The sequence below is a fragment of the Shewanella sp. Iso12 genome, from assembly GCF_012030025.1.
In the GTDB taxonomy this organism is placed as follows: domain Bacteria; phylum Pseudomonadota; class Gammaproteobacteria; order Enterobacterales; family Shewanellaceae; genus Shewanella; species Shewanella algae.
In genome coordinates, this window is sequence record NZ_JAAUHW010000008.1 from 132293 (window position 1) to 152857 (window position 20565).

The window sequence follows — 20565 nt, forward strand, 5'->3', positions numbered from 1 at the left end:
CATCTGAAAAATGGATTTTAGCCAGTGTGATCTGGCTCAGCGGGTCATCTTCTTGACAAACACCACCACAAACAGGGCTATGGTGAAACTGCCGGTGAAGGCTTCAATGGCGGCCACGGCGCGGGAAAAACCCACAGGGGTGAAGTCGCCGTATCCCAGGGTTGTGAAGGTTACCACTGAGTAATACAGGCAGTTGCCGAACAGTGACAGATAGTCTGTGATGGCGCGGCCCGGGGCAAACTGATGGATTCGGCCATCATAACTGACGCCGGTAAAACAGTAGATGAAGGCACAGACAAACACCAAAGCCAGCGAGAAAATCACCACCCTGAGCGGGTCTTCGCCATAACCGCAGAAGAGATCAATCAACTTGGATAACATCCTTCTGCCGCTCCATTTGGGTAGCAGATGGCGCCGCATGGTGAGCTCGCGGCGAATGTAGAGGCCGGCCATGGCAAACAGGCCTTCACGCTCGGCCGCCTTGCGCAGATCCCGGTAGATCTCTTCGGCCTGTTCAAAGTAGTCGTGGGCGATTTCACGTTCACCGACTCTTTCTGCCTGCAGCGCCATGCGTTCCTGACGCAATAGCTTGCCAGTGTAGATATTCTCGATACGGGCACCATTCCATTTGGCTCCCAGCAGATTGCAGTTGTTGAGCTTGGCGCAGTGCAGGTTGGCGTCACGCAGGTCGGCCTTCATCAGGCTGGCGTTATCCAGAGTCAGATTGAACATGTGGGCGCCTTGAAGGTTGGCCCGATACAGCTCGGCATAGCTCATGTCATAGCCGGTTTTGGAGTGATGTTTTACCAGATCGATACCGGCCAGTTCAGCACCCTTGAGGCAGATGCCTCTGAGCATGCCGCCGCGGGCGAAGGCTTCGAGCCTGGCCCTGTCTTCGGGGTGGTTTTTGACGATTCTCGGGTCGTGCCAGTAACAGAGGCCTGACTCACCGGCCGGTTCCTCACAGCAAAAGCCCTCGTCTTCCTGATAACAGCAATTTTTCTGCTCCATGGTTGCAAGTATAGCCTGTCATTGAAAGCTGCTGATCGGCATGCTCGTCTGGTTTATTTACTGATTGAGTTGGCATATTTGATTTTTTGTCACAGTTTTTTCACCGCGGAATTGGCTAGAGTGTGTCAGATGCTTTATCGGAACAGACGCGGAATACGGCGCCGACGAAAAAAAAACAAGCTTCTGCCCGCAGTGGCATAGGTTTCAGCGGCTGCTTGGGTTAAAATCCCTCGTTTGCATACGTCCTTAACACCAAAGAAAGTTGAAATCGCATGTTTGAAGTCAATCCGGTAAAAAACAAAATCAAGGAGCTTGCCGACCGCACAATGCTCCTTAGGGGGTATCTTTGACTATGACGCCAAGAAAGAGCGTCTGGAAGAAGTAAGCCGCGAGCTGGAAAGCTCCGAAGTATGGAATGAGCCAGAGCGTGCTCAGGCCCTGGGTAAAGAGCGCTCGGCGCTGGAAGTTGTGGTTAAGACCATAGACGATATGGATGCGGGCCTCGAAGATGTCGAGGGGCTGCTGGAGCTGGCCATTGAAGAGGAAGATGAAGAAACCTTCAATGATGCCAACAGTGAACTGGGCGATCTGGAAAAGCGCCTGGAAGAGCTGGAATTCCGCCGTATGTTCTCGGGTCCACAGGACGCTTCCGACTGCTATCTGGACATTCAGTCCGGTTCCGGCGGTACCGAAGCACAGGACTGGGCCAACATGGTGCTGCGCATGTATCTGCGCTGGGGTGAAGAACATGACTTCAACCCTGAACTTATCGAAGTCTCAGACGGCGATGTGGCCGGTATCAAGAGTGCCACCATCAAGTTCAGCGGTGAATATGCCTATGGCTGGCTGAGAACCGAAACCGGCGTGCATCGTCTGGTACGTAAGTCGCCCTTTGACTCGGGTGGCCGTCGCCATACTTCATTCTGTTCTGTGTTTGTTTACCCTGAGATTGACGACTCCATCGAGATCGACATCAATCCGGCCGATCTGCGTATCGACGTGTACCGCGCCTCGGGTGCCGGTGGTCAGCACGTTAACAGAACCGAATCTGCGGTGCGTATTACCCACCTTCCGACCAATACCGTGGTGCAGTGCCAGAACGACCGTTCACAGCACAAGAACAAAGACACGGCAATGAAACAGCTGAAAGCCAAGCTGTTTGAGTTGGAGATGCAAAAGCAGAACGCCGAGAAGCAGGCGGCGGAAGATGCCAAGTCGGATATCGGCTGGGGCAGTCAGATCCGCTCCTACGTGCTGGATGATTCCCGCATCAAGGATCTGCGCACCGGGGTGGAAACCCGTAATACCCAGGCCGTGTTGGACGGTGATCTGGACAGATTTATTGAAGCCAGCCTGAAGTCCGGGCTGTAACAGAGAAGAAGCGGAAAATGACTGAACAAGTATTGGATGAGAACAAGCTGATCGCGGAACGTCGCGCCAAGCTGGAACATGTACGCCAGGGCTGCCCGGCCAATGGTCACCCTAACACTTTCCGTCGCAGCCACAAGGCTGCCGAGCTGCAGGCGCAGTTCGCCGATAAGAGCAAAGAAGAGCTCGAGTCTCTGGGCTTCAAGACCGCCATTGCCGGTCGGATCATGGCCAAACGCGGCCCCTTCCTGGTTCTGCAGGACGTATCCGGCCGCATTCAGGCCTATGCCGGCAAAGAAGTACAGGCTGATCTGAAAGAACGCTATCAGGGCCTGGATATCGGCGACATAGTTGGTGTAAAAGGCACTCTGCACCTGTCCGGTAAGGGCGACCTGTACGTTAATATGGAAGAGTATCAGTTGCTGACCAAGGCGCTGCGCCCACTGCCTGAGAAGTTCCACGGTTTGACCGATCAGGAAACCCGTTACCGTCAGCGTTATGTTGACCTAATCGTCAACCAGGATTCCCGTGATGCCTTCGTCATGCGCTCCAAAGTGGTTGCCGCCATACGTAACTTCATGGTGAAAAAAGAGTTTATGGAAGTGGAAACCCCTATGATGCATGTCATCCCGGGTGGTGCTTCCGCGCGTCCGTTTATCACTCACCACAATGCGCTGGATATCGACATGTATCTGCGTATTGCGCCTGAGCTGTACCTCAAGCGTCTGGTTGTCGGTGGTTTTGAGCGAGTGTTCGAAATCAACCGTAACTTCCGTAACGAAGGTCTGTCGCCACGCCATAACCCTGAATTCACCATGATGGAATTCTATATGGCCTATGCAGATTACCGCGATCTGATGGATCTTACCGAAGAGATGCTGTCTTCCATCGCTCAGGATCTGCTGGGTGACACCAAGCTGCCTTACGGTGAGCACAGCATCGATTTCGGCGGCCCTTACGCCCGCATGAGCATGTTGGAAGCGATTCAGCACTACAACCCAGACAACGCCACTATTCAGGCCATGACCTATGAAGAGGTCAAGGATCTTGAGTTTATGCGTAAGCTGGCCAAGGATGTAGGGTTGGAAATCGAATCTTTCTGGACCTGTGGTCAACTGCTGGAAGAGATCTTCGGTGAAACCGCCGAGCCTAAACTGATGCAGCCTACCTTCATCACCGGCTACCCAGCGGACATCTCGCCACTGGCCCGTCGCAACGATGACAACGACTTCATCACCGACCGCTTCGAGTTCTTCATCGGTGGTCGTGAAGTGGCCAACGGCTTCAGCGAGCTCAATGACGCCGAAGATCAGGACAACCGCTTCAAGGCTCAGGTTGAAGCCAAGGATGCCGGTGACGATGAAGCCATGTTCTATGATGCCGACTATATTACGGCGCTGGAGCACGGCCTGCCACCGACAGCCGGTCAGGGCATAGGTATCGACCGTCTGGTGATGTTGTTTACCAACACTCACACCATTCGTGATGTGATCCTGTTCCCGGCCATGCGCCCACAGGCTTAAGTTCAGTCGCTCGAATTAGACGAGTCTATGCAATGAAGAAGTCGGCCAAGTGCCGGCTTTTTGTTTGTCCGTATTTTTTAGGGCGATTCAGTGCACTTTGGCCCCTTGGCCAGCACAATCCGGTTGCGGCCCTGTGCTTTGGCTTGGTAAAGGGCGCCATCGGCCCTGGAAACCACGGCATCTATACTGGTATCACTGCATTGAAACTCGCTGAGGCCGCCGCTGATACTGGCGCATTCAGCGGCAATCCCCAAGGCTCTGAGGCGCCGGGCACACTCGCTTCGTAGGCGCTCGGCTATGGGTAATGCCTGCTCGGCAGCAGTGTGGGGCATAAGAATGACAAATTCATCGCCGCCGTAACGGGAGGCGATATCCTGAGCTCTGAGGCTGGCCAGGCAGACCTCTCCCAGAGTAACTATCGCCTTGTCGCCCATCAGATGGCCAGAGCTGTCGTTGAGTTTCTTGAGATTATCGAGATCGAAGATCAATATGCTGGTCGGGGTTCGGTAACGCTGAAACAGGGTTAGGTTTTCTGTCAGCAGTTTGAGCAACTTACGGCGGTTGTAGAGCTGAGTGAGCGGATCGCGCTCGCATCTTTCCCTGAGCTCCTGCTCCAATTGATGGCGGCGGGTAATATTGCTGGCGACCCAGACCACGGCATCTTCACCCTCTATTTGAAAATCCAGCGCCTGTACCCGACCTTCAAACCAGATGGGCTCTGCGGGACCTTGCTCTGTGAGTCCCTTGACGTCGTTGCCGCCAAGACTGTATTCCACCACCCAGAGACGGCGGCTCAGCAAGGCTTGCGCAATCTGGCTCAGAAACCATTCGCACTTGGGCTGCTGGATGACCTGGGAGATGTATTGCCCTATCAAGGTTGTGCCGTCGTGATAGTAGCGACTGTCGGAACCTCCCAGTACCGCGGCATAGCGGCCACTGCGGGTCAGAATAAATACCGGATCCGGTAAAGCGGCGAAGATAGATAAGGTCTGGGACAGAGAAAACATTTTGTCTCCTCATGGGGTTTTGGTTTTATCTTAGTCCAATATATTGAATTTACGGGGCAAAATCGATTTTTTCTGCAGAAACTATACTGGAGATCTCGGTGTTGTTGTATCCGAGTTCAACCTGGAGGCTGATTTGATGAAAACTTCAGCTCTAATTTTGACTTTGACCCTGTCTTCCTTCGCCAGTGCCACCCATGCCGCACTCACTGAAGCACAGCAGATTATGTTGGATGACGCCCTGAATGCCGCTCCGCCCACCATACGTGCCAGTGTTACCGTTGTTGATTGGAACAAGAATGTGCTGCAACAAGGTGATGGCAGCTACACCTGCTTTCCAACTCCGCCACAGCTCAAGGGAACGGCTCCCATGTGTATGGATGGTCCCTGGATGGAATGGGCACACGCCTAGATGGAGAAAAAACCATTTCAAGCCAAAGCGATAGGTATTTCCTACATGCTGGCCGGTGATGGTGGGGCCAGCAATATCGACCCTTATGCCGAAATGGAAACCGCGGATAATCAATGGATAGTCGAAGGGCCGCACCTGATGATTCTGCTGCCGGATCCTGCCATGCTCGACAGTTTGCCGACTGACCCGGCTCAAGGTGGGCCCTATGTGATGTGGAAGGGCACGCCCTATGCCCACATAATGATCCCGGTCGGTGCCAGGAAGTAAGGATTCGAGTCACTCACCTTAGCCCGCAATCGCGGGCTAGTTATTGTGCCAGCGCCACGGCGGAGTCGAGAGCAAATCTTGCCCCTGGACACAAGTGGCCCCCAGCTGTTTATCCAGCTGCAATGTGTTGCAGTCTCCCTGGGTTTCCAGCGCATGGATTAATCTTGCGGCGTGTGACACTATCCAGAGCTGACACACAGAAGAGGCCTTGATGATTAAACGCGCCAGCGCGGGCAAGAGATCGGGATGCAGGCTGGTTTCGGGCTCGTTAAGCACCATTAACTCCGGCGGTCTGGGAGTCAGTAAAGCAGCCACCAACAGTAAGTACCTTAGAGTACCGTCGGACAATTCACTCAGCGACAGGGGTCTTAGCAGGCCTTGTTGGTGAAATGCCAGTTGCAGCATGCCGGCCCCCGTGGCCACTATGCTGATAGTGGCACCGGGAAAGGCATCTTTGATCGCATGATGGAAGGCGTCGGCATCACCTATCTCGAAAATAGTTTGAATCGCCGATACCAGATCGCGACCATCATGGTGCAGCACTGGGGTCAGGGTCGCCAGCTGCGCTCGACGGGCCGGTGCTTGTTGATCGCTGCGGAAATGATCGTAGAAACGCCAGGCTCGAATTCTATCCCTGAGGGTGAGGATCTCTGGGCTGCGTTCAGGATCGGCCAGTTGGCTGAGCATGCTGTCGCCGAGATGGAGATGGTTGTCCAGTAGTTGCCAGCCATGCTCCCCGCGTCTTTTCACCAGGGCACCGCGGCGCTCAACCAACACAGAGGCAGGCCGATAGAGGGAGCCGCACCAGATGGCTTCGCGTTTGATTTGGGGATCCAGGCCAAATAGCGTCGTAGAGTCAGGTTTGGGGAGTCCAAGTTCGATGAGATAGCTGAAGTCATCGGCGGCAAAACCCAATTTAAGGCGTTTGCTCTGGTGGCGCACGGTTCCTTCTATGTTGGCCGTACCTGCCAACATATCGCGACTGAACTTTTCCGGACCGGCCCAGAAACTGGACTCCAGGCCGCCTTCTTTTGCCAATGCCTTGACCACGCCCCCATCAGCCGTTTGCGCCAGCAGTCTCAACGCCTTGTAGAGATTGGACTTGCCACTCCCGTTGCTGCCTGTCACCAGGTTCAGGCGCTCCAGCGGCAACACCACTTCACGTAACGAGCGGTAATTTTCTATCGCCAGACAACTCAGCATAAGGACCTCGCGGATAAATAGCTTGTGCCGGTCACAGTGCCAGACCCAGCTGTTGGTTTTGGGAGTCAGCCTGTTCAGCTAGCAGAAACGCCTGAAGAGGTTGGCCGTGTTTGGCTTGCCAGCGAGCGCTCAGCAGACGCTGCAGGCTTATGGCCAGCTCAGGTGCCTGGGCATTATCCGGGGTGTGGATGAACAGATAGGGTTGGCGCTCCTCCTCCAGCCATTGGCATAGCTTGTCCAGCCAAGGCTTGAAGAAGCCCTGATTGGCCTCAAGCTCAGGGTGGCCGATAAAGCGCACTGTGGGATAGCGGCCGGTGGCTATGGCATGTACCGGTACTTTGGGTTTCTTTTCATGGGCATCGATGACGGCGGCACTGTTTGGCGGCGCGGCAAATACCGGTCGGGTGTCCATTATGATGCGGTTGACCGAGCGCTGCAGCAGCAAGCGGTTGAGTTGACGCTCGGCTTCCCCTTTGGCAAAGAAGGCCGGGTGGCGCACCTCAACCCCAAGAGGCAACTCGGTTGGCAGTTTGCCAAGAAAGGCGTCCAGTGACCCAAGGGCTTCTGGGCCAAAATAGCCGGGCAACTGAATCTTCCACAGACCTGTCTTGGCAAACAGTGGCGACATCACCTGCAGGAACTGCTTGAGCTCATCGTCACAGTGCCTCAGTTGCAACTTGTGAGTGATCTCCTGTGGCAGTTTAAAGGTAAAGCGAAAGTCCTCACCCACGGCATCGCGCCAGTTACTGACGCTGTTTGCTGACGGGGTGGCATAAAAGCTGGTGTTGCCCTCCACCGTATTGAAAACCTCGGCGTAGCGCGCCAGACGCTCGGCTTGAGGCGTCCCCTTTCCATAAAGGCTTTGCTGCCACTGGTTATGGGACCACATGGCCAGTCCCAATTTCAGCTCTGGTATCTGTTGCTGACCGCTCACCACGGGCTCCGTCAAATGAGTCTCCGGCGCTATTGTGTCTGCCGTCACTATTGGGGTCAAGTTTGCCAAGTGAGTACAGCAGGCGCTATTGCCGCCACAAAATGCACAGATTTCCAGCAGAGTTCAAATTGATAACACATTGAGTTTGCGACGCTTCTTGATGCTTGCGTATAATGAACCGGCCGTTGTGAACGGCAGTAACCACAGACATAAGGACAAGATGTCGTTAAATTGGGTTGAAGCCGACCCGCGTGTTTCAGCCCATTCCATTCAAATTAAGGATGATTTATGCCCGATCCCCAGAGTGCCTCAGCGCAGGACGAGCCGTTACCCCAGACAGTAACCCTTGCAGACTTACCCGCCGATATCCAATTGGTATTGCCGATAGACAATGCGCCGAGCGCGATAGCCAGGTTGGCCTTTGGGGTATTACTGCTGAGTGCCTCCATTCTCTGGTGGCTGCTGGATGACGCCAGTGCGCTGCAAATAGGCAATCCCATGGTGGCCAATCTGCTGGCGCTGGTTGGAGTCTTGCTTGGCGGCGCCAGTTTTATCAGTGGCAGGAGCGCAATGCAGCAAAGGCAGCAGCGGCGCCAACAGGCCCTGGAACAGCAGCTGGATCAGCGAGTCGTCATCAGTGAGCAAGAGATCCCGGAAGGGTTTGACCTGGTTTTTTCCCAGCTGTCAGCCAGTCGCTTCAGAGTATCGTTGGAACCGATAAACTGAAGGATGAACCAAAGTAAAACGCAGCCCGAGAGCTGCGTTTTACTTTAAGAATGGACGGCGGCCAGTTTGCCGACTCCATACAATCCCTTGTTAGCCTACCTTGGTCAGTATCCCGGCCATTTGCAGCAGTTGGCTGAGAATAATCACCACCCCGCACAGCGCAGCCAGCATGAGTGCCGCTTTGCCGCCGCCAACCCGGTAGCTGCCCTCGGACATTGGCTGGCTCCTTTGCTTCCAGACCATGGCGACGGGCAGGAATACTGCCAGTATCACCAAAGCTATCGAGGCATAGCCCAGGGCGGCCATAAATCCCTGAGGGTAGAAGAGGGCAAATCCCAGCGGAGGCAGGAAGGTGATGGCCGCCGTTTGCAGCCTGTGGCCGGCACTGTCGTTGCGTCGCAGAATATCGCCCATAAAATCAAATAGCCCCAGGCTGACTCCTAGGAAGGAGGTGGCCAGTGCCAGGTCGGCAAATATGGATACAGTCTGGCCTATCATGGGGTTATGCAGCAGTTGCCCCAAGCCATTGATGAATTTGGGGAGCTCCTTGGAGGCCATCAATTCACTCTGGCTCAAGGCGCCCTGACTGGCCAGTTGCCAAAGCAGGTAAACCAGCAGCGGCAGGGCCGAGCCGACAATCATGATCTTCTTCAGCGCCTTGATATCCAGCCCCACATAGCGCACCACTGAGGGGATAGAGCCGTGAAACCCAAAAGAGGTGAAGATTACCGGCAGGGCAGAGATGACCAAACCTTGCTGCAACGGCAGCTCCAGCAGGTATCCGCCTTGGGCGTGGGGCAACAGCAGCGCCAACATGATGACCAGGGCAATAATCTTCAAGGCAAATAACACCCGGTTAATCATATCGACCGAATGAGTGCCTATGGCGACCACCAGGGCTATCAGCAGGGCAAAGCCAATGGCACCCACCTGGGGGGGAAGTGTTAAATCCGCATAGCGAACCAATTTATCGTTGAGCTGGGCACCACCACCGGCAATATAGGCGGCGCACAGGGCGTACAGCAGGAACATCATCGCCAGGCTGGCCAGCAACTGCCCCTTACGGCCGAGCAACTTGTGCGCCAAGGTGTGCAGAGTGGCATGAGCCGGGGCATGTTGATGCACTTCCAGCATTAACAGCGCTGTGTAACTCATCAATCCCCAGAGTAGTAGCATCAGTATCGAGGCGACCCCGAAACCCAGGCCGGCAGAAGCCAGCGGCAGCGCCAGCATCCCGGCGCCTATCGTGGTGCCTGCAATGATCAGCATGCTACCGAAGGTTTTGTTGTTCTTCATTTTATTACATTCTCAACAAGCATTTTCGTACTGGGTCCCCAGGGTTTTGGTTTGAGGGATCCCCAAGAGAGCCGGATAACCGGTAACGAAACCTGACAACAAAGCCACAATGGCTCACAGGAGAGGGAAGTTCAGGTCATTATCCCCATCAAAGCCAATGTGGCTTGGGATAGAGATAAAGCTTGTGTATTGGCCGCATTGCGAACCTCGGGTTGTGTAAATGAACCCCGGGCCCATTGGGCCCGGAAAAGTGTGATTCACCTTAGCGGCGCGAAAAGAGGGTGTCAATGAGTTTGTACTGCTGTAACGGTACGCTGTGACTCGGTTGGCGAAAATTAACTCGGCTGCAGCACTTGAAGCGTCGGGATTTCAGCTCAGCGCCAGCCGTTGTCTGACCAGCTCGACCATGGCCTGGGCGGCAAAAGACAGTGGTTGCCCCCGGCGCCAAAACAGCGACAGCTCCCAGATCAGATCGGATGCGGCCAGAGGAATACTGATCACCCCGGCCACCGCGTGGCGCTCGGCAATAAAGCTGGGCAGTATCATGGCACCTGTGCCTGCTGCCACCAGGGCGATACCAAAGTCGGGATGACTGACCCGAGTCACATCTTTGGGGCTGAAGCCGGCTCTCTGACAGGCATTTATCACCAGCTCATGCAGGGCATATTCGGGTTCGAACAGTATCTGTGGAATATCTGCCAATGCCTTGAGGGTCAGCTCTTGGCTATTGGCCAAAGGATGTTGTCTTGGCAATACCACCACCATTGGGTCGCGGCGGATCCTGATGCCATCAAACTCATCCTCAAAGGAGATGATCCCGGTTGCCAGTTCGATTTCCCCCTTCTTGAGGGCCGCGGTTTGCTCTACGCCGCCGCGAACCAAGAGATGCATCTGCACCTTGGGATAGCGGCTGCGAAAGCGGGCGATGACAGGAGCAAAGAGTTCGGCACTGCCGAGGGGGGCCAGTCCCAGATGCAGTTCACCCGAGTTGAGACTGCGCTGCGCCGCCAGCTCTCTGAGCATGTTGCGACGTACATTCAATAGTTCCTGGCCGTGACGGTAGACGACCTCTCCGGCTGCTGTGGGACGTAACTGGCTGCCGCGTTTGCCCCTTTCCAAGAGCACAAGATCCAGATCCTGTTCCAACTGGCGAATAGACTTGGACAGCGCGGGTTGGGTCAGGTGGATCTTTTCCGCCGCTTTGGCAAATCCGCCGGCATCCACTATCTCAATAAAGTAGCGAACAACTTTCAGATCCAATTGAATAACTCTATGGAATGCAAACTATGCTTAATATTCATTTTTTTTATTGATATTGCAAGCCTAGAATAAACCCCAGTTAAGTTATTCGGTAAAGATATGCACTCCCTCAGCAAACGCCCGGCTTCTCCTCACAGAGTGGCCAAAGTCATTTGGCTCCAAGGCAAACACATAAGCGCGACCTTGCTGCAAATTGCGGCTATCTGTTTGCTTGCATGGGCCACTCATGCCTTGGCCGCCGCTTTGCATTCTCCCATTCCCGGCAGTGTGCTTGGGATGCTGGTAGTGTTGTTGGCGCTCGGGCTCAAGCTTATACCGGAAAAGGCGTTGCAACTGGGAGCGGCCTGGTTGATTGGCGATCTCTTGCTGTTTTTTATTCCACCCGTGATTTCAGTACTCAAGTATGAAACCCTGCTGGAGGAGTATGGTTTCAATATTATGCTGACCCTGGTGCTCGGCAGCGCTTCGGTATTGCTGGGAACCGGTTTCGTGGTGGATAGGGTGTTTCGCTTCGAGCGGCGCCTCAATTTGAAACGCCAACTGGCCAAACATGGAGTGCAAGGGTAACCCTATGTCTCATACCTTGCTTGCTCTCTTGAGTCTGCTGATCACTCTTATCTGTTATTACGGCGCCAAGGCTTTATATCGAAGGCATCGTAGCTGGTGGTTGGCACCGATATTTTTGGCGCCTTTGGCCGTGCTGGCCGTGGTGCTGCTGTTGGCGATCCCTCTGCCGACCTATTTTGAGTACACCCATTGGCTGATGGCATTACTGGCTCCGGCCACCATAGCTTTCGCTGTACCTATTTACCGCGAGCGCAAGTTAATCCGCCGTTATCCGATCACCATTAGCCTTGGGGTTATGGCCGGACTCATGCTGGGCCTGGTGTCATCCTGGCTGTTGGTCAAGTTGGTGCCTCTGCCCAGTGAACTGAGCCACAGCGTACTGGTACGCTCTGTGTCGACTCCATTTGCCATGGAGGCCACTGGTGCCTTCGGTGGCGTGCCGGAATTAACCGCCATGTTGGTGTTGCTCACCGGCGTGATAGGCATGCTGGTGTGTGAGCCGCTGTTTAAATTGGCGAGGATAAAAACATCTCTTGGGAAAGGGGTGGCACTCGGTGCTTCTGCCCATGGGGCCGGCGCCGCCAAAGCCAGTGAGTTTGGTCAGCAGGAAGGCGTGATTGCCAGCTTGACGATGATCTTTACCGGCATTGCCATGGTGCTCGGCGCGCCCTTATTTGCGTTGATTTTTGTTTGATTTAACCGAATTTGATTCAAGTAGGTGACCTGGCCACAAGGGTTACTGCCATTTTTGAGTCTATCCATCACCCGATGGCCTTTTCTTGTGGTGACCGCCTGCATCGTCAGGCGTTTTTCCTGAGCCTCTCAGGTAATATGTTGCTTGATTTGCCGGTGCGCCCCACCGGCTTTTTTTTGTCCATTTTTTAGCTAGATGACTATCTTTTCCGATAGCGCATTTATGCTTCCCCTGTCCCGTATTTGTGGTTTCCTCCTTCGCTGTTTATCTCGTATTTTTATGCGTGGTTTGCTCTGTGGCTGCTTTTGTGTCTGAAGCTGTGCAGGCAGGAAATTCCGGTTTGATGGCGAAATTAACAAGCAGGATCTGCAGTAAAATAGCGGCTTGGCTAATTGGCTCACTGCTAATTCCATATTTATTGGTTTTTAATGCTTCTTTATATGATTTTTTGGAGTTATTCACTGTCAAGTATTTTGTATTTGTTTGCTATTTGTTTCTGATTTGTGCTTTTGTAAACGCGCCATTCTTGAGTGAATTTATTTAATAAGTTTAAAAATTATTTAAAAACAATGTTTTCTGCATTTTATTTGACAGCTGTTGCATGTTGCCCAGGCGAGTTTTGATCATTTTGTCATTGAATTTTTGAGTAGCATGTTTCACTATCCCTTCCCAGAGCGAACAGGGAAGACAGTTGTGCATCAGGAACGATGCCGAATTGGAACGTACAATGGCGATACTCAAATCTCTTTCCGGACGGATCTTTATGGGTCTGTTCAGCGGCCTGTTGTTGGGCTCACTGGTGCAATATGGGCTGGGCCATATCGGCTTCTTTTCCGGTACCTTGGTCGAGGTAGCCACCGCGGCAGGCACCATGTTTGTCAATATGATCATGATGCTGGTGATGCCGCTGGTGTTTGTCAGCATAGTCTGTGGTGTCTGCGAATTGCAGGATCTCAAGAGCTTCGGCCGCTTGGGCGGCAAGACTTTCAGCTTCTATATCATCAATACTCTGGTCGCCATCCTGGCGGCGGTGTGTGTGTCACTATTGCTGCAGCCCGGTGTCGGGGTTGATATGAGTGGTGGCACGGATGTGGCCATTACCGCGACTGAACTGCCCAATTTGATGAGCCTGATTGTCGGCATAGTGCCAAGCAATCCTGTCGATGCCTTTATGTCGGGCAACATGTTGCAGGTGATCTTTATGGCGCTGCTGCTGGGCGGAGTTATCAAGTCGCTGGATGAAGCCGGCAGCTCAGCTGTCAGAGGCTTTCAGGTCGCCAATAGGATCATGATGAAGCTCATTATGACTGTGATGCAGTTGGCGCCATTTGGTGTGTTTGCGCTGATGTTCAAACTGGGTGCCACCCTGGAAGCCAAAGTCTTTCTCAGTGTGCTGGGTTATATGGCGATTATTCTAACCATGCTGCTGCTGTGGATTTTCATTGTTTATCCTCTGGCTGTGGCTGTGTTCACCCCGGTCAGTGCCAAGAGTTTTCGTGCCAAGACCCAAGAGCAGATCCTTTTCTCTCTGTCGACTGCCAGCTCCAATGCCACCATCCCGGTGACCATGCGAACCTTGACCGAAAAGCTCGGGGTTAACAAAGCAGTGGCAGGGTTTGGCGTGCCTCTGGGTGCCACCATGAATATGGGCGGCGTGTCGATTTATATCACTATCGCCATCTTCTTTGTCGCCAACGCCTTTGGTCAGCCTATCTCCAGTGAACAGCTGCCAACTCTGATATTCAGTATCTTTCTGCTGTCGGTGGGCGCCGGCGGGGTTCCCGGCGGCGGTATGGTGATGATAGGTGTATTGATCCATCAACTGGGCTTACCCGTGGAAGCTTTTGCGATAGTGGCGGCGCTGGACAGAATCATAGATATGGTGCTGACTTCCTGCAATGTGGTGGGCGACGCTGCAGTGCTTACCATAGTGGACCAAACAGAGAAGGTACATCAGACAGAGGCGGTTAACGCCTGATAAAGAATCCGGCCACTGGCCGGATTTCTTTTATGGCTGACAGCTGGATTTGAGCTGTGCCAGACTGGTTTGGAAATCGCTCATCTGGATAGCCGATGAGAAAGAGCCACCGGAGCGAAACGAGATAACTTCAAGCGAAATTGGCTCACTGTGAAGCGAGGTCAGTTCGGCCCAGAGATCTTCATCGGCGCGGGCCTGGGTGGTGAGTGTCGTCAACGAGCTCACGCTGGCCAGCTGCAGGATCTCACCATCGGCGGTTCTTAACACCAAGACACTGGGATCCTGACTATAGGCATAAGACTGAGGCACCCTCACTATCAATCTCGGCTGGGGTTGTTGCACTGAGCACTGTATCTGCAGTTGAGTCGCATCCTGATGGAAGGATATCTGGTGGAAATGTTCTACATCACCTCGGCAATGAAATGCCGTCAAAGCCAACGCGCTTAGCAGAGGTGCAGACAGCAGCAACTTATTCATAGTGTCTCTTGGAAAGGTTAACTAACGGCGTCAAATTAAGTACTTTTGTCAAAAGCTTGGCGATTTTATAGCAGAGGTTGTTTTTTGGGTAATTATTATTGTTTCGTTTGCTGGTAACTTCTCATTTGTATGACTTTAGGTTTACATGCCGTACTGTATATGGCTTTTGTCTATTTATCCTGTTTGAAACTCATTGCCTGTAGTCTGGAAGTTTGGCCCTGAGAGACGGTTTTAACTAATGGCTATCAATTGGACCAAAGCTGGATGGAATAGGGCTGATGACTCGGGAGCAGCGAGCCTTGATAGGCGGGGTATTCTTCCTGGTAACCAACTTAAACCTATGCACTTGAAGCTGTGAAATGCCAATAAAAAAGCCAGCAGTTGGCTGGCTTTTATGCTTATCCTCGGGTTACAGGGCCACTTAGCCTTTGTAACGCTCGGCGCTTGACAGGATTTCGGCGCGGGCGGCTTCGGCATTTTCCCAGCCATCAACTTTAACCCATTTGCCGGATTCCAGATCCTTATAGTGTTCGAAGAACTGTTTGATCTGGGCTTTCAGCAGCTCAGGCAGATCGTTCACATCCTGGATATGACCGTATTCCTTGGAGATCTTCTCGTGTGGTACGGCAACAATCTTGGCATCTTCACCCGACTCGTCGGTCATTTTCAGTACGCCAACTGGACGACAACGGATAACGCTGCCTGGCTGCAGTGGGTACTGAGTAGGAACCAGCACGTCTACCGGATCACCATCCAGGCTCAGAGTTTGGTTCACATAGCCGTAGTTGCAAGGATAGAACATAGGCGCAGTCATCATGCGATCCACAAACAAGGCACCTGTGTCCTTGTCCACTTCATACTTGATAGGGTCGTGGTTTTGTGGGATTTCGATGATCACGTAGATGTCATCTGGCAGGGATTTGCCCGCAGGCACTGCATTTAAGCTCATGGAAGTATCCTTAGACTGTGTATAAATCTATTTCAGGTCCGGCCTGAAGTTCAGTGTGGCGCGTATTATAGCGCGATTTGACGGCTTGCCAATGAAAGGCCGCGGTCTTAAGACTAATTGCCAACAGTTCATCTAAGGCTATCTGTCTTAGGCCCTGGCCCATACCGCCAATTCAAGGCTGCCGACCACGGCAGCCCCAAGCGGCGTTTAGAGTTCAGGCTCGCCGCTGTAATCCTGCTGATGGTACTCGAGGCAGGCATCGACTTCATTGGCCGAGCCCAGGATGACAGCTACCCGCTGGTGAATTTGCTCCGGCTGGATGTCGAGAATGCGCTGATAACCTGTGCTGGCCTTGCCGCCGGCCTGTTCAACCAGCAGTGCCATAGGGTTGGCTTCGTACATCAGTCTCAGCTTGTAGGGCTTATCCGGGTTCTTGTTGTCAGTTGGGTAGGTAAAGATGCCGCCGCGGCTCAATACTCTGTGCACATCGCCCACCATGGCGGCAATCCAGCGCATGTTGAACGACTTCTCTCTCGGGCCTATTTTGCCGAGCAGCAGATCGGCAATATAGGTCTGCATCGGCGCTTCCCAGAATCTCTGGTTGGACATATTGATGGCGAACTCGGCGGTGTCTTTGGGAATGTTCACTGCTTCATTGGTCAACAGATACTCGCCGCTGTCCGGGTTCAGGGTAAAGAGTTGTACCCCTTGGCCTATGGTCAGGGCCAGCATGGTCGATGGGCCGTAGAGCACATAGGCCGCCGCCAGTTGCTCGCTGCCTTTTTGCAGGAAACTCTGCTCGCTGATCTCCCCCTCGGGTGCCGGCAGTACAGAAAAAATGGTGCCCACCAGCGAGTTGATGTCTATGTTGGAAGAGCCATCCAGTGGGTCGAAACACACCAGAAATTCACCGCTGTCACCGACCTCAACAATATGATCTTCCTCTTCCGATGCCAGGGCGCGCACTGTGCTTTCGGCCTTGAGGGCATCTTTGAGCATTTCGTTGGTGATCACATCCAGTTTCTTTTGGGTTTCACCCTGAACGTTTTCCTGGGTGGTGGCGCCCAGCACACCGGCCAGTGCACCGTGTCTTACCGCCTGACTGATGGCGACTGAGCTTTGGGCCAGAGTGAGGAGCAATTGGGACAAGGCTGGGCTGACAGCCTGCTGTTTGAGGGTTTGGGCCAGAGTCTGCATCTTGTTTCCTTAAAAGAGGTCTGAGCTTTTTCTGGGACAGGATCATAACCGAGAACCGGCGATATTTCAGCGGCCAATTGCACGGGTTTGCCGATCCCTTGTCAATTGGGGCAGAATGAGGGCTGTTTTTTTGGGCTGTGGCCGGATGCCAAAGCCCCTGTATCCTACAATTCCGGAAATAATAATGAAAAAAACTTGGATGGCTTCGGCGCTTATGGCAATACCTTTGACACTGGCCTCCGGCCAGTCTTTCGCTCTGGAGGGGGGCAAAACCCCTTTGACGGTTGAGCGCCTCTATTCTTCACCGGCACTGGCCGGTGCCAGCCCCCGAGGGCTGAAACTGTCTCCCGACGGCAAGCGGGTTACTTACCTGGCGGGCCGTAAAGACAATCAGTATTTCTACGATCTTTGGCAGATGGATGTCGCCACAGGCCAGGTCAGTCTGCTGCTGGACGCCTCCAGGCTTGAAGCCGGTGAACTTTCCGATGAAGAGAAGGCCCGCCGCGAGCGGCAGCGAGTGTATGGCCAGGGGATCATGGAATACTTCTGGGCCGACGACAGCCAGGCACTGCTGATCCCGGCGGCCGGTAAACTCTACTACTTCAGCCTGGCCGATGCCAAGGTGACTCTGCTGCCCACTGGGGACGCCTTTGCCACAGATGCCAAACTGTCGCCCAAGGGCAATTTTGTCTCCTTTGTAGCCGAACAAAACCTCTATGTTCTCAAGCTGAAAGACCATAAGCTCACGGCGCTGACCCAGGATGGTGGCGGGGCCATCAAGAACGCCATGGCCGAGTTTGTGGCTCAGGAAGAGATGGACCGTATGACAGGTTACTGGTGGGCACCGGATGAATCGGCCATCGCCTATACCCGCATCGATGAGTCGGGTGTAGAGCTGGTGACCCGCAATGAGATCTATGCCGATGGCATCAAGCTGACCGAGCAGCGTTATCCCTATGCCGGCAAGCCCAATGTTGAGATTGCCCTGGGGGTAGTGTCGCTGGCGTCCGGGAAGACTCAATGGATGGATCTCGGCAGTGAGAAAGATATCTATCTGCCGCGGGTGAAATGGCTGCCGGACAGCAAGCACTTGTCGTTCCAGTGGCAGAATCGCAGTCAGCAGCAGTTGGATCTGCGCCAGGTAGACAGCCGCGAGGGCAAAGGCGCCGTGACTCTGGTTTCCGAGCGCAGCGATGCCTGGGTTAACCTCAACCACGACCTCTATTTTCTCAAGCAGCAGCCCGGCTTTATCTGGGCATCCGAGCGTGATGGCTTCAACCATATCTACCTGTTTGATAACAAGGGCAAGGTCAAACGGCAACTGACTCAGGGGAAATGGGCGGTCGATGAGATAGAACACCTAGATGAAAAGCAGGGCTGGGTTTATTTCAGTGGTCGTAAAGACAGTGTGGTCGAGCGCCATCTGTATCGGGTCAGCCTCAATGGCGGTGAGATAGAACGGATCAGCCGGCGTGGCGGCATGCACAATGCCGTGTTTGCCGACAAGGAATCTGTTTACCTCGACTACTTCAACAGTCTGTCGCAGCCTCCCCAGGTGAGTCTGCACAACCAAAGCGGTGAGCATCTGGCTTGGGTGGAAGAGAACGCCGTCAAGGCCGGACACCCTCTGTATGACTATGCTGGGCTGTGGCAGTTGCCGGAGTTTGGCACCCTCAAGGCCAAAGATGGCAAGGCGCTGCAATACCGCCTGTTCAAGCCGGTGAATTTCGATAGTCAGGCTAAATACCCCGTGGTGGTGCGGGTTTACGGTGGGCCTCACGCCCAGTTGGTGGTCAATAGCTGGAGTGAGCAGGATTACTACACCCAATATCTGTTGCAGCAGGGCTTTGCCGTGTTCCAACTGGATAACCGGGGCTCGGCGCATAGAGGCTCGGCCTTCGAGCAGGTAATCTACCGCCATCTTGGTGAGGCCGAAGTGGAAGATCAGAAGACAGGTGTCGATTTCCTGCGCACCCTTCCCTGGGTCAAGGCCGACAGCATCGCTATCTATGGCCACAGCTATGGCGGCTATATGGCGCTGATGAGCCTGTTCAAGGCGCCCGACTACTTCAAGGCGGCCATCAGTGGCGCCCCTGTAACCGACTGGGCCCTGTACGACACCCACTACACCGAGCGCTACCTCGGCCATCCTGATGACAACGCCAAGGGCTACGAGGCCAGCAGTGTCTTCCCCTATGTGAGCAAGTATGGTTCAGGCTTGCTGATGTATCACGGCATGGCCGATGACAATGTATTGTTCGAGAACAGTACCCGGGTATACAAGGCGCTGCAGGATGAAGGCAAGTTGTTCCGCATGATAGATTACCCCGGCTCCAAGCACTCGATGCGGGGCGATAAGGTGCGCACCCATCTGTACCGTTCGCTGACCGACTTCCTCGAAACAGAGCTGAAAGGCAACTAACTGAGCCGGTAAGCTGAAGTTATCTGATAGCTGAAAATGCCGCGCCTCATATGGCGCGGCTTTTTATGCTTCGCCCTCCTTGGGCAACAGGCGTCTGAGCAGCAAGGGGCCGAGCAGGGTGGTGATGGCTATTACCAACACCAATTCGGTAAATACCTTGGCCGGAATGATATCCAACTGCCGCCCCACTTCTGCAAAGACCAAACCTACTTCACCTCTGGGCACCATGGCACTGCCGACTATCAGCTTTTGCCGCCAAGTGCCGCTAACCACCAAACCGGCGGCCAGCTTGCCGATAAATGCCAGCAGTATCATCGCCAGCAAGAGTAACAGGCTGTAGGGGCTGAGGTTCAACTGGCTCAAGTCGAGGCTGATCCCCACATAGACAAAGAACACAGGCGCGAACACATCGGTCAGTGGTTGCATCGATTTTTCCAGCTTGTGGGTAAAGGGAAAGGGGTTTTGCAGATACTTCTGCCAGGGCCAGATAAACTGCCTTGATAGCGCCAAACCGGCGGCAAAACCGCCGAGCAGTGCCGGAGCGCCGAAAAGGTGTGCCAGCCAGGCAAACAGGCAGATCAGTGTCAGCATAACCACGGCTTCATAGCCGGGTGTCTGGGACTGGTAGCTGAATACCCGCAGCAGATAGACCAGCATTCTGCCAAGAGGCGGCGCCAGCAGCAGAAACAGCAGCAGTAAGCCACAGAGTTTGATAATTGCCAGCGGTGCCAACTGGCCTTCGCTGGCAAAGTTGAACAGCAAACTGAGCAGTATTACCCCGGCAATATCGTCGAATACCGCCGCTCCCAGAATCAAATGACCGGCACTGGATTGTTGCTGGCCACTGTCGCTTAGCACCCTGAGGGAGATGCCTATGCTGGTAGCTGTTAGGGTACAGCCGTAGAAGAGGGCGGCAAACAGCGACAGCTCCAGCCAGTAAAAGGCGGCCAGGCCGGTGAGCAGCAGCGGCACCACTATGCCGATAATGGCCACCGCTGCCACCTGGCGCCCGGCGCTGTAGAGACGTTTTATCGAGGTTTCGGCGCCGATGGAAAACAGCAACAGTATCACCCCGAGTTCGGCGATATTAGCCAGTACCTGGGTCGGTTCGAGCCAGCCCAGCACTGAAGGGCCAAGCAACAAGCCTGCACCTATTTCCCCCACCACCGGCGGCCAACCAATACGGTTACAGCACTCTCCCAGCACCCGGGAGAACAGCAAGATCAGGAACAAGGCGATCAACAGGCTATCTATCGACATTGAGTATCCCCCATAGG

At 54.0% G+C, this 20565-nt stretch carries 20 protein-coding genes; 9 read left to right on the top strand and 11 right to left on the bottom strand.

Features of this window, described 5'->3' with window-relative positions:
• Window positions 1–36: 36 nt before the first annotated feature.
• Window positions 37–1011: an ion channel gene (locus tag HCX89_RS14445; protein ID WP_167716521.1), complete on the bottom strand. Its 975-nt coding sequence runs from the start codon at window positions 1009–1011 to the stop codon at window positions 37–39.
• Between the two features lie 272 nt (window positions 1012–1283).
• Between HCX89_RS14445 and prfB the strand changes: the two genes are divergently transcribed.
• Window positions 1284–2382, top strand: a protein-coding gene (gene prfB, locus HCX89_RS14450; protein ID WP_162173410.1) for a peptide chain release factor 2 whose coding sequence is annotated in 2 segments (ribosomal slippage) — window positions 1284–1358 and window positions 1360–2382 — 1098 coding nt in all. Because the reading frame shifts where the segments join, the coding sequence is not laid out codon by codon here.
• A 17-nt stretch (window positions 2383–2399) separates the two neighbouring features.
• Window positions 2400–3902 carry a lysine--tRNA ligase gene (gene lysS / locus HCX89_RS14455; protein WP_025008954.1) on the top strand — a complete coding sequence of 501 codons (1503 nt, stop codon included), beginning with the start codon at window positions 2400–2402 and terminating at the stop codon, window positions 3900–3902.
• Between the two features lie 77 nt (window positions 3903–3979).
• Here lysS and HCX89_RS14460 read toward each other — a convergent pair whose 3' ends face one another.
• Window positions 3980–4909, bottom strand: a complete 930-nt coding sequence (locus HCX89_RS14460) for a sensor domain-containing diguanylate cyclase (protein WP_025888702.1) — start codon at window positions 4907–4909, stop codon at window positions 3980–3982.
• Between the two features lie 136 nt (window positions 4910–5045).
• Between HCX89_RS14460 and HCX89_RS22885 the strand changes: the two genes are divergently transcribed.
• The gene (locus HCX89_RS22885) at window positions 5046–5318 is read left to right on the top strand and encodes a hypothetical protein (RefSeq protein WP_243756796.1); all 273 of its coding nucleotides are present in this window, start codon (window positions 5046–5048) and stop codon (window positions 5316–5318) included.
• Window positions 5319–5585, top strand: a complete 267-nt coding sequence (locus tag HCX89_RS22890; protein WP_243756795.1) for a hypothetical protein — start codon at window positions 5319–5321, stop codon at window positions 5583–5585.
• Window positions 5586–5621: 36 nt separating this feature from the next.
• Here HCX89_RS22890 and HCX89_RS14470 read toward each other — a convergent pair whose 3' ends face one another.
• Window positions 5622–6788, bottom strand: a complete 1167-nt coding sequence (locus tag HCX89_RS14470; protein WP_096140965.1) for an AAA family ATPase — start codon at window positions 6786–6788, stop codon at window positions 5622–5624.
• 31 nt (window positions 6789–6819) lie between these two features.
• Window positions 6820–7677, bottom strand: coding sequence for a DUF72 domain-containing protein (locus HCX89_RS14475; protein ID WP_096141191.1), 858 nt, complete (start codon window positions 7675–7677; stop codon window positions 6820–6822).
• 333 nt (window positions 7678–8010) lie between these two features.
• On the opposite strand from HCX89_RS14475, the gene HCX89_RS14480 reads away from it, so the two are divergent.
• Window positions 8011–8448: a hypothetical protein gene (locus HCX89_RS14480; RefSeq protein ID WP_025008957.1), complete on the top strand. Its 438-nt coding sequence runs from the start codon at window positions 8011–8013 to the stop codon at window positions 8446–8448.
• 90 nt (window positions 8449–8538) lie between these two features.
• Here HCX89_RS14480 and HCX89_RS14485 read toward each other — a convergent pair whose 3' ends face one another.
• Together HCX89_RS14485 and HCX89_RS14490 are read right to left on the bottom strand one after the other, a co-directional pair.
• Entirely contained in the window at window positions 8539–9744 is a 1206-nt protein-coding gene (locus HCX89_RS14485; RefSeq protein ID WP_028779434.1) for an aromatic amino acid transport family protein, read from the bottom strand.
• Between the two features lie 369 nt (window positions 9745–10113).
• Window positions 10114–11004, bottom strand: coding sequence for a LysR family transcriptional regulator (locus HCX89_RS14490; protein WP_044735137.1), 891 nt, complete (start codon window positions 11002–11004; stop codon window positions 10114–10116).
• Between the two features lie 99 nt (window positions 11005–11103).
• Here HCX89_RS14490 and HCX89_RS14495 point away from each other — a divergent pair, with 99 nt between their 5' ends.
• Complete coding sequence (locus HCX89_RS14495) at window positions 11104–11571, top strand: CidA/LrgA family protein (protein WP_025008958.1); 468 nt, start codon at window positions 11104–11106, stop codon at window positions 11569–11571.
• A 4-nt stretch (window positions 11572–11575) separates the two neighbouring features.
• Window positions 11576–12265: an LrgB family protein gene (locus HCX89_RS14500; RefSeq protein ID WP_025008959.1), complete on the top strand. Its 690-nt coding sequence runs from the start codon at window positions 11576–11578 to the stop codon at window positions 12263–12265.
• Between the two features lie 264 nt (window positions 12266–12529).
• Here the strand turns inward: HCX89_RS14500 and HCX89_RS14505 are convergent, their stop codons facing one another.
• Window positions 12530–12727, bottom strand: a complete 198-nt coding sequence (locus HCX89_RS14505; RefSeq protein WP_141250868.1) for a hypothetical protein — start codon at window positions 12725–12727, stop codon at window positions 12530–12532.
• Between the two features lie 271 nt (window positions 12728–12998).
• Here HCX89_RS14505 and HCX89_RS14510 point away from each other — a divergent pair, with 271 nt between their 5' ends.
• Complete coding sequence (locus HCX89_RS14510) at window positions 12999–14243, top strand: dicarboxylate/amino acid:cation symporter (RefSeq protein ID WP_167716556.1); 1245 nt, start codon at window positions 12999–13001, stop codon at window positions 14241–14243.
• Between the two features lie 30 nt (window positions 14244–14273).
• Here the strand turns inward: HCX89_RS14510 and HCX89_RS14515 are convergent, their stop codons facing one another.
• The 3 genes from HCX89_RS14515 to HCX89_RS14525 all read right to left on the bottom strand — a co-directional run bounded on the left by HCX89_RS14515 (window position 14274) and on the right by HCX89_RS14525 (window position 16866).
• The gene (locus HCX89_RS14515) at window positions 14274–14720 is read right to left on the bottom strand and encodes a hypothetical protein (RefSeq protein WP_045283010.1); all 447 of its coding nucleotides are present in this window, start codon (window positions 14718–14720) and stop codon (window positions 14274–14276) included.
• Between the two features lie 421 nt (window positions 14721–15141).
• Entirely contained in the window at window positions 15142–15669 is a 528-nt protein-coding gene (ppa, locus tag HCX89_RS14520; protein ID WP_044735135.1) for an inorganic diphosphatase, read from the bottom strand.
• A gap of 207 nt (window positions 15670–15876) precedes the next feature.
• Complete coding sequence (locus HCX89_RS14525; protein ID WP_096140963.1) at window positions 15877–16866, bottom strand: class 1 fructose-bisphosphatase; 990 nt, start codon at window positions 16864–16866, stop codon at window positions 15877–15879.
• A gap of 184 nt (window positions 16867–17050) precedes the next feature.
• Between HCX89_RS14525 and HCX89_RS14530 the strand changes: the two genes are divergently transcribed.
• Window positions 17051–19288: a S9 family peptidase gene (locus tag HCX89_RS14530; protein ID WP_096140962.1), complete on the top strand. Its 2238-nt coding sequence runs from the start codon at window positions 17051–17053 to the stop codon at window positions 19286–19288.
• Window positions 19289–19351: 63 nt separating this feature from the next.
• Here HCX89_RS14530 and HCX89_RS14535 read toward each other — a convergent pair whose 3' ends face one another.
• Complete coding sequence (locus HCX89_RS14535) at window positions 19352–20548, bottom strand: cation:proton antiporter (protein WP_044735132.1); 1197 nt, start codon at window positions 20546–20548, stop codon at window positions 19352–19354.
• Window positions 20549–20565: the final 17 nt, after the last annotated feature.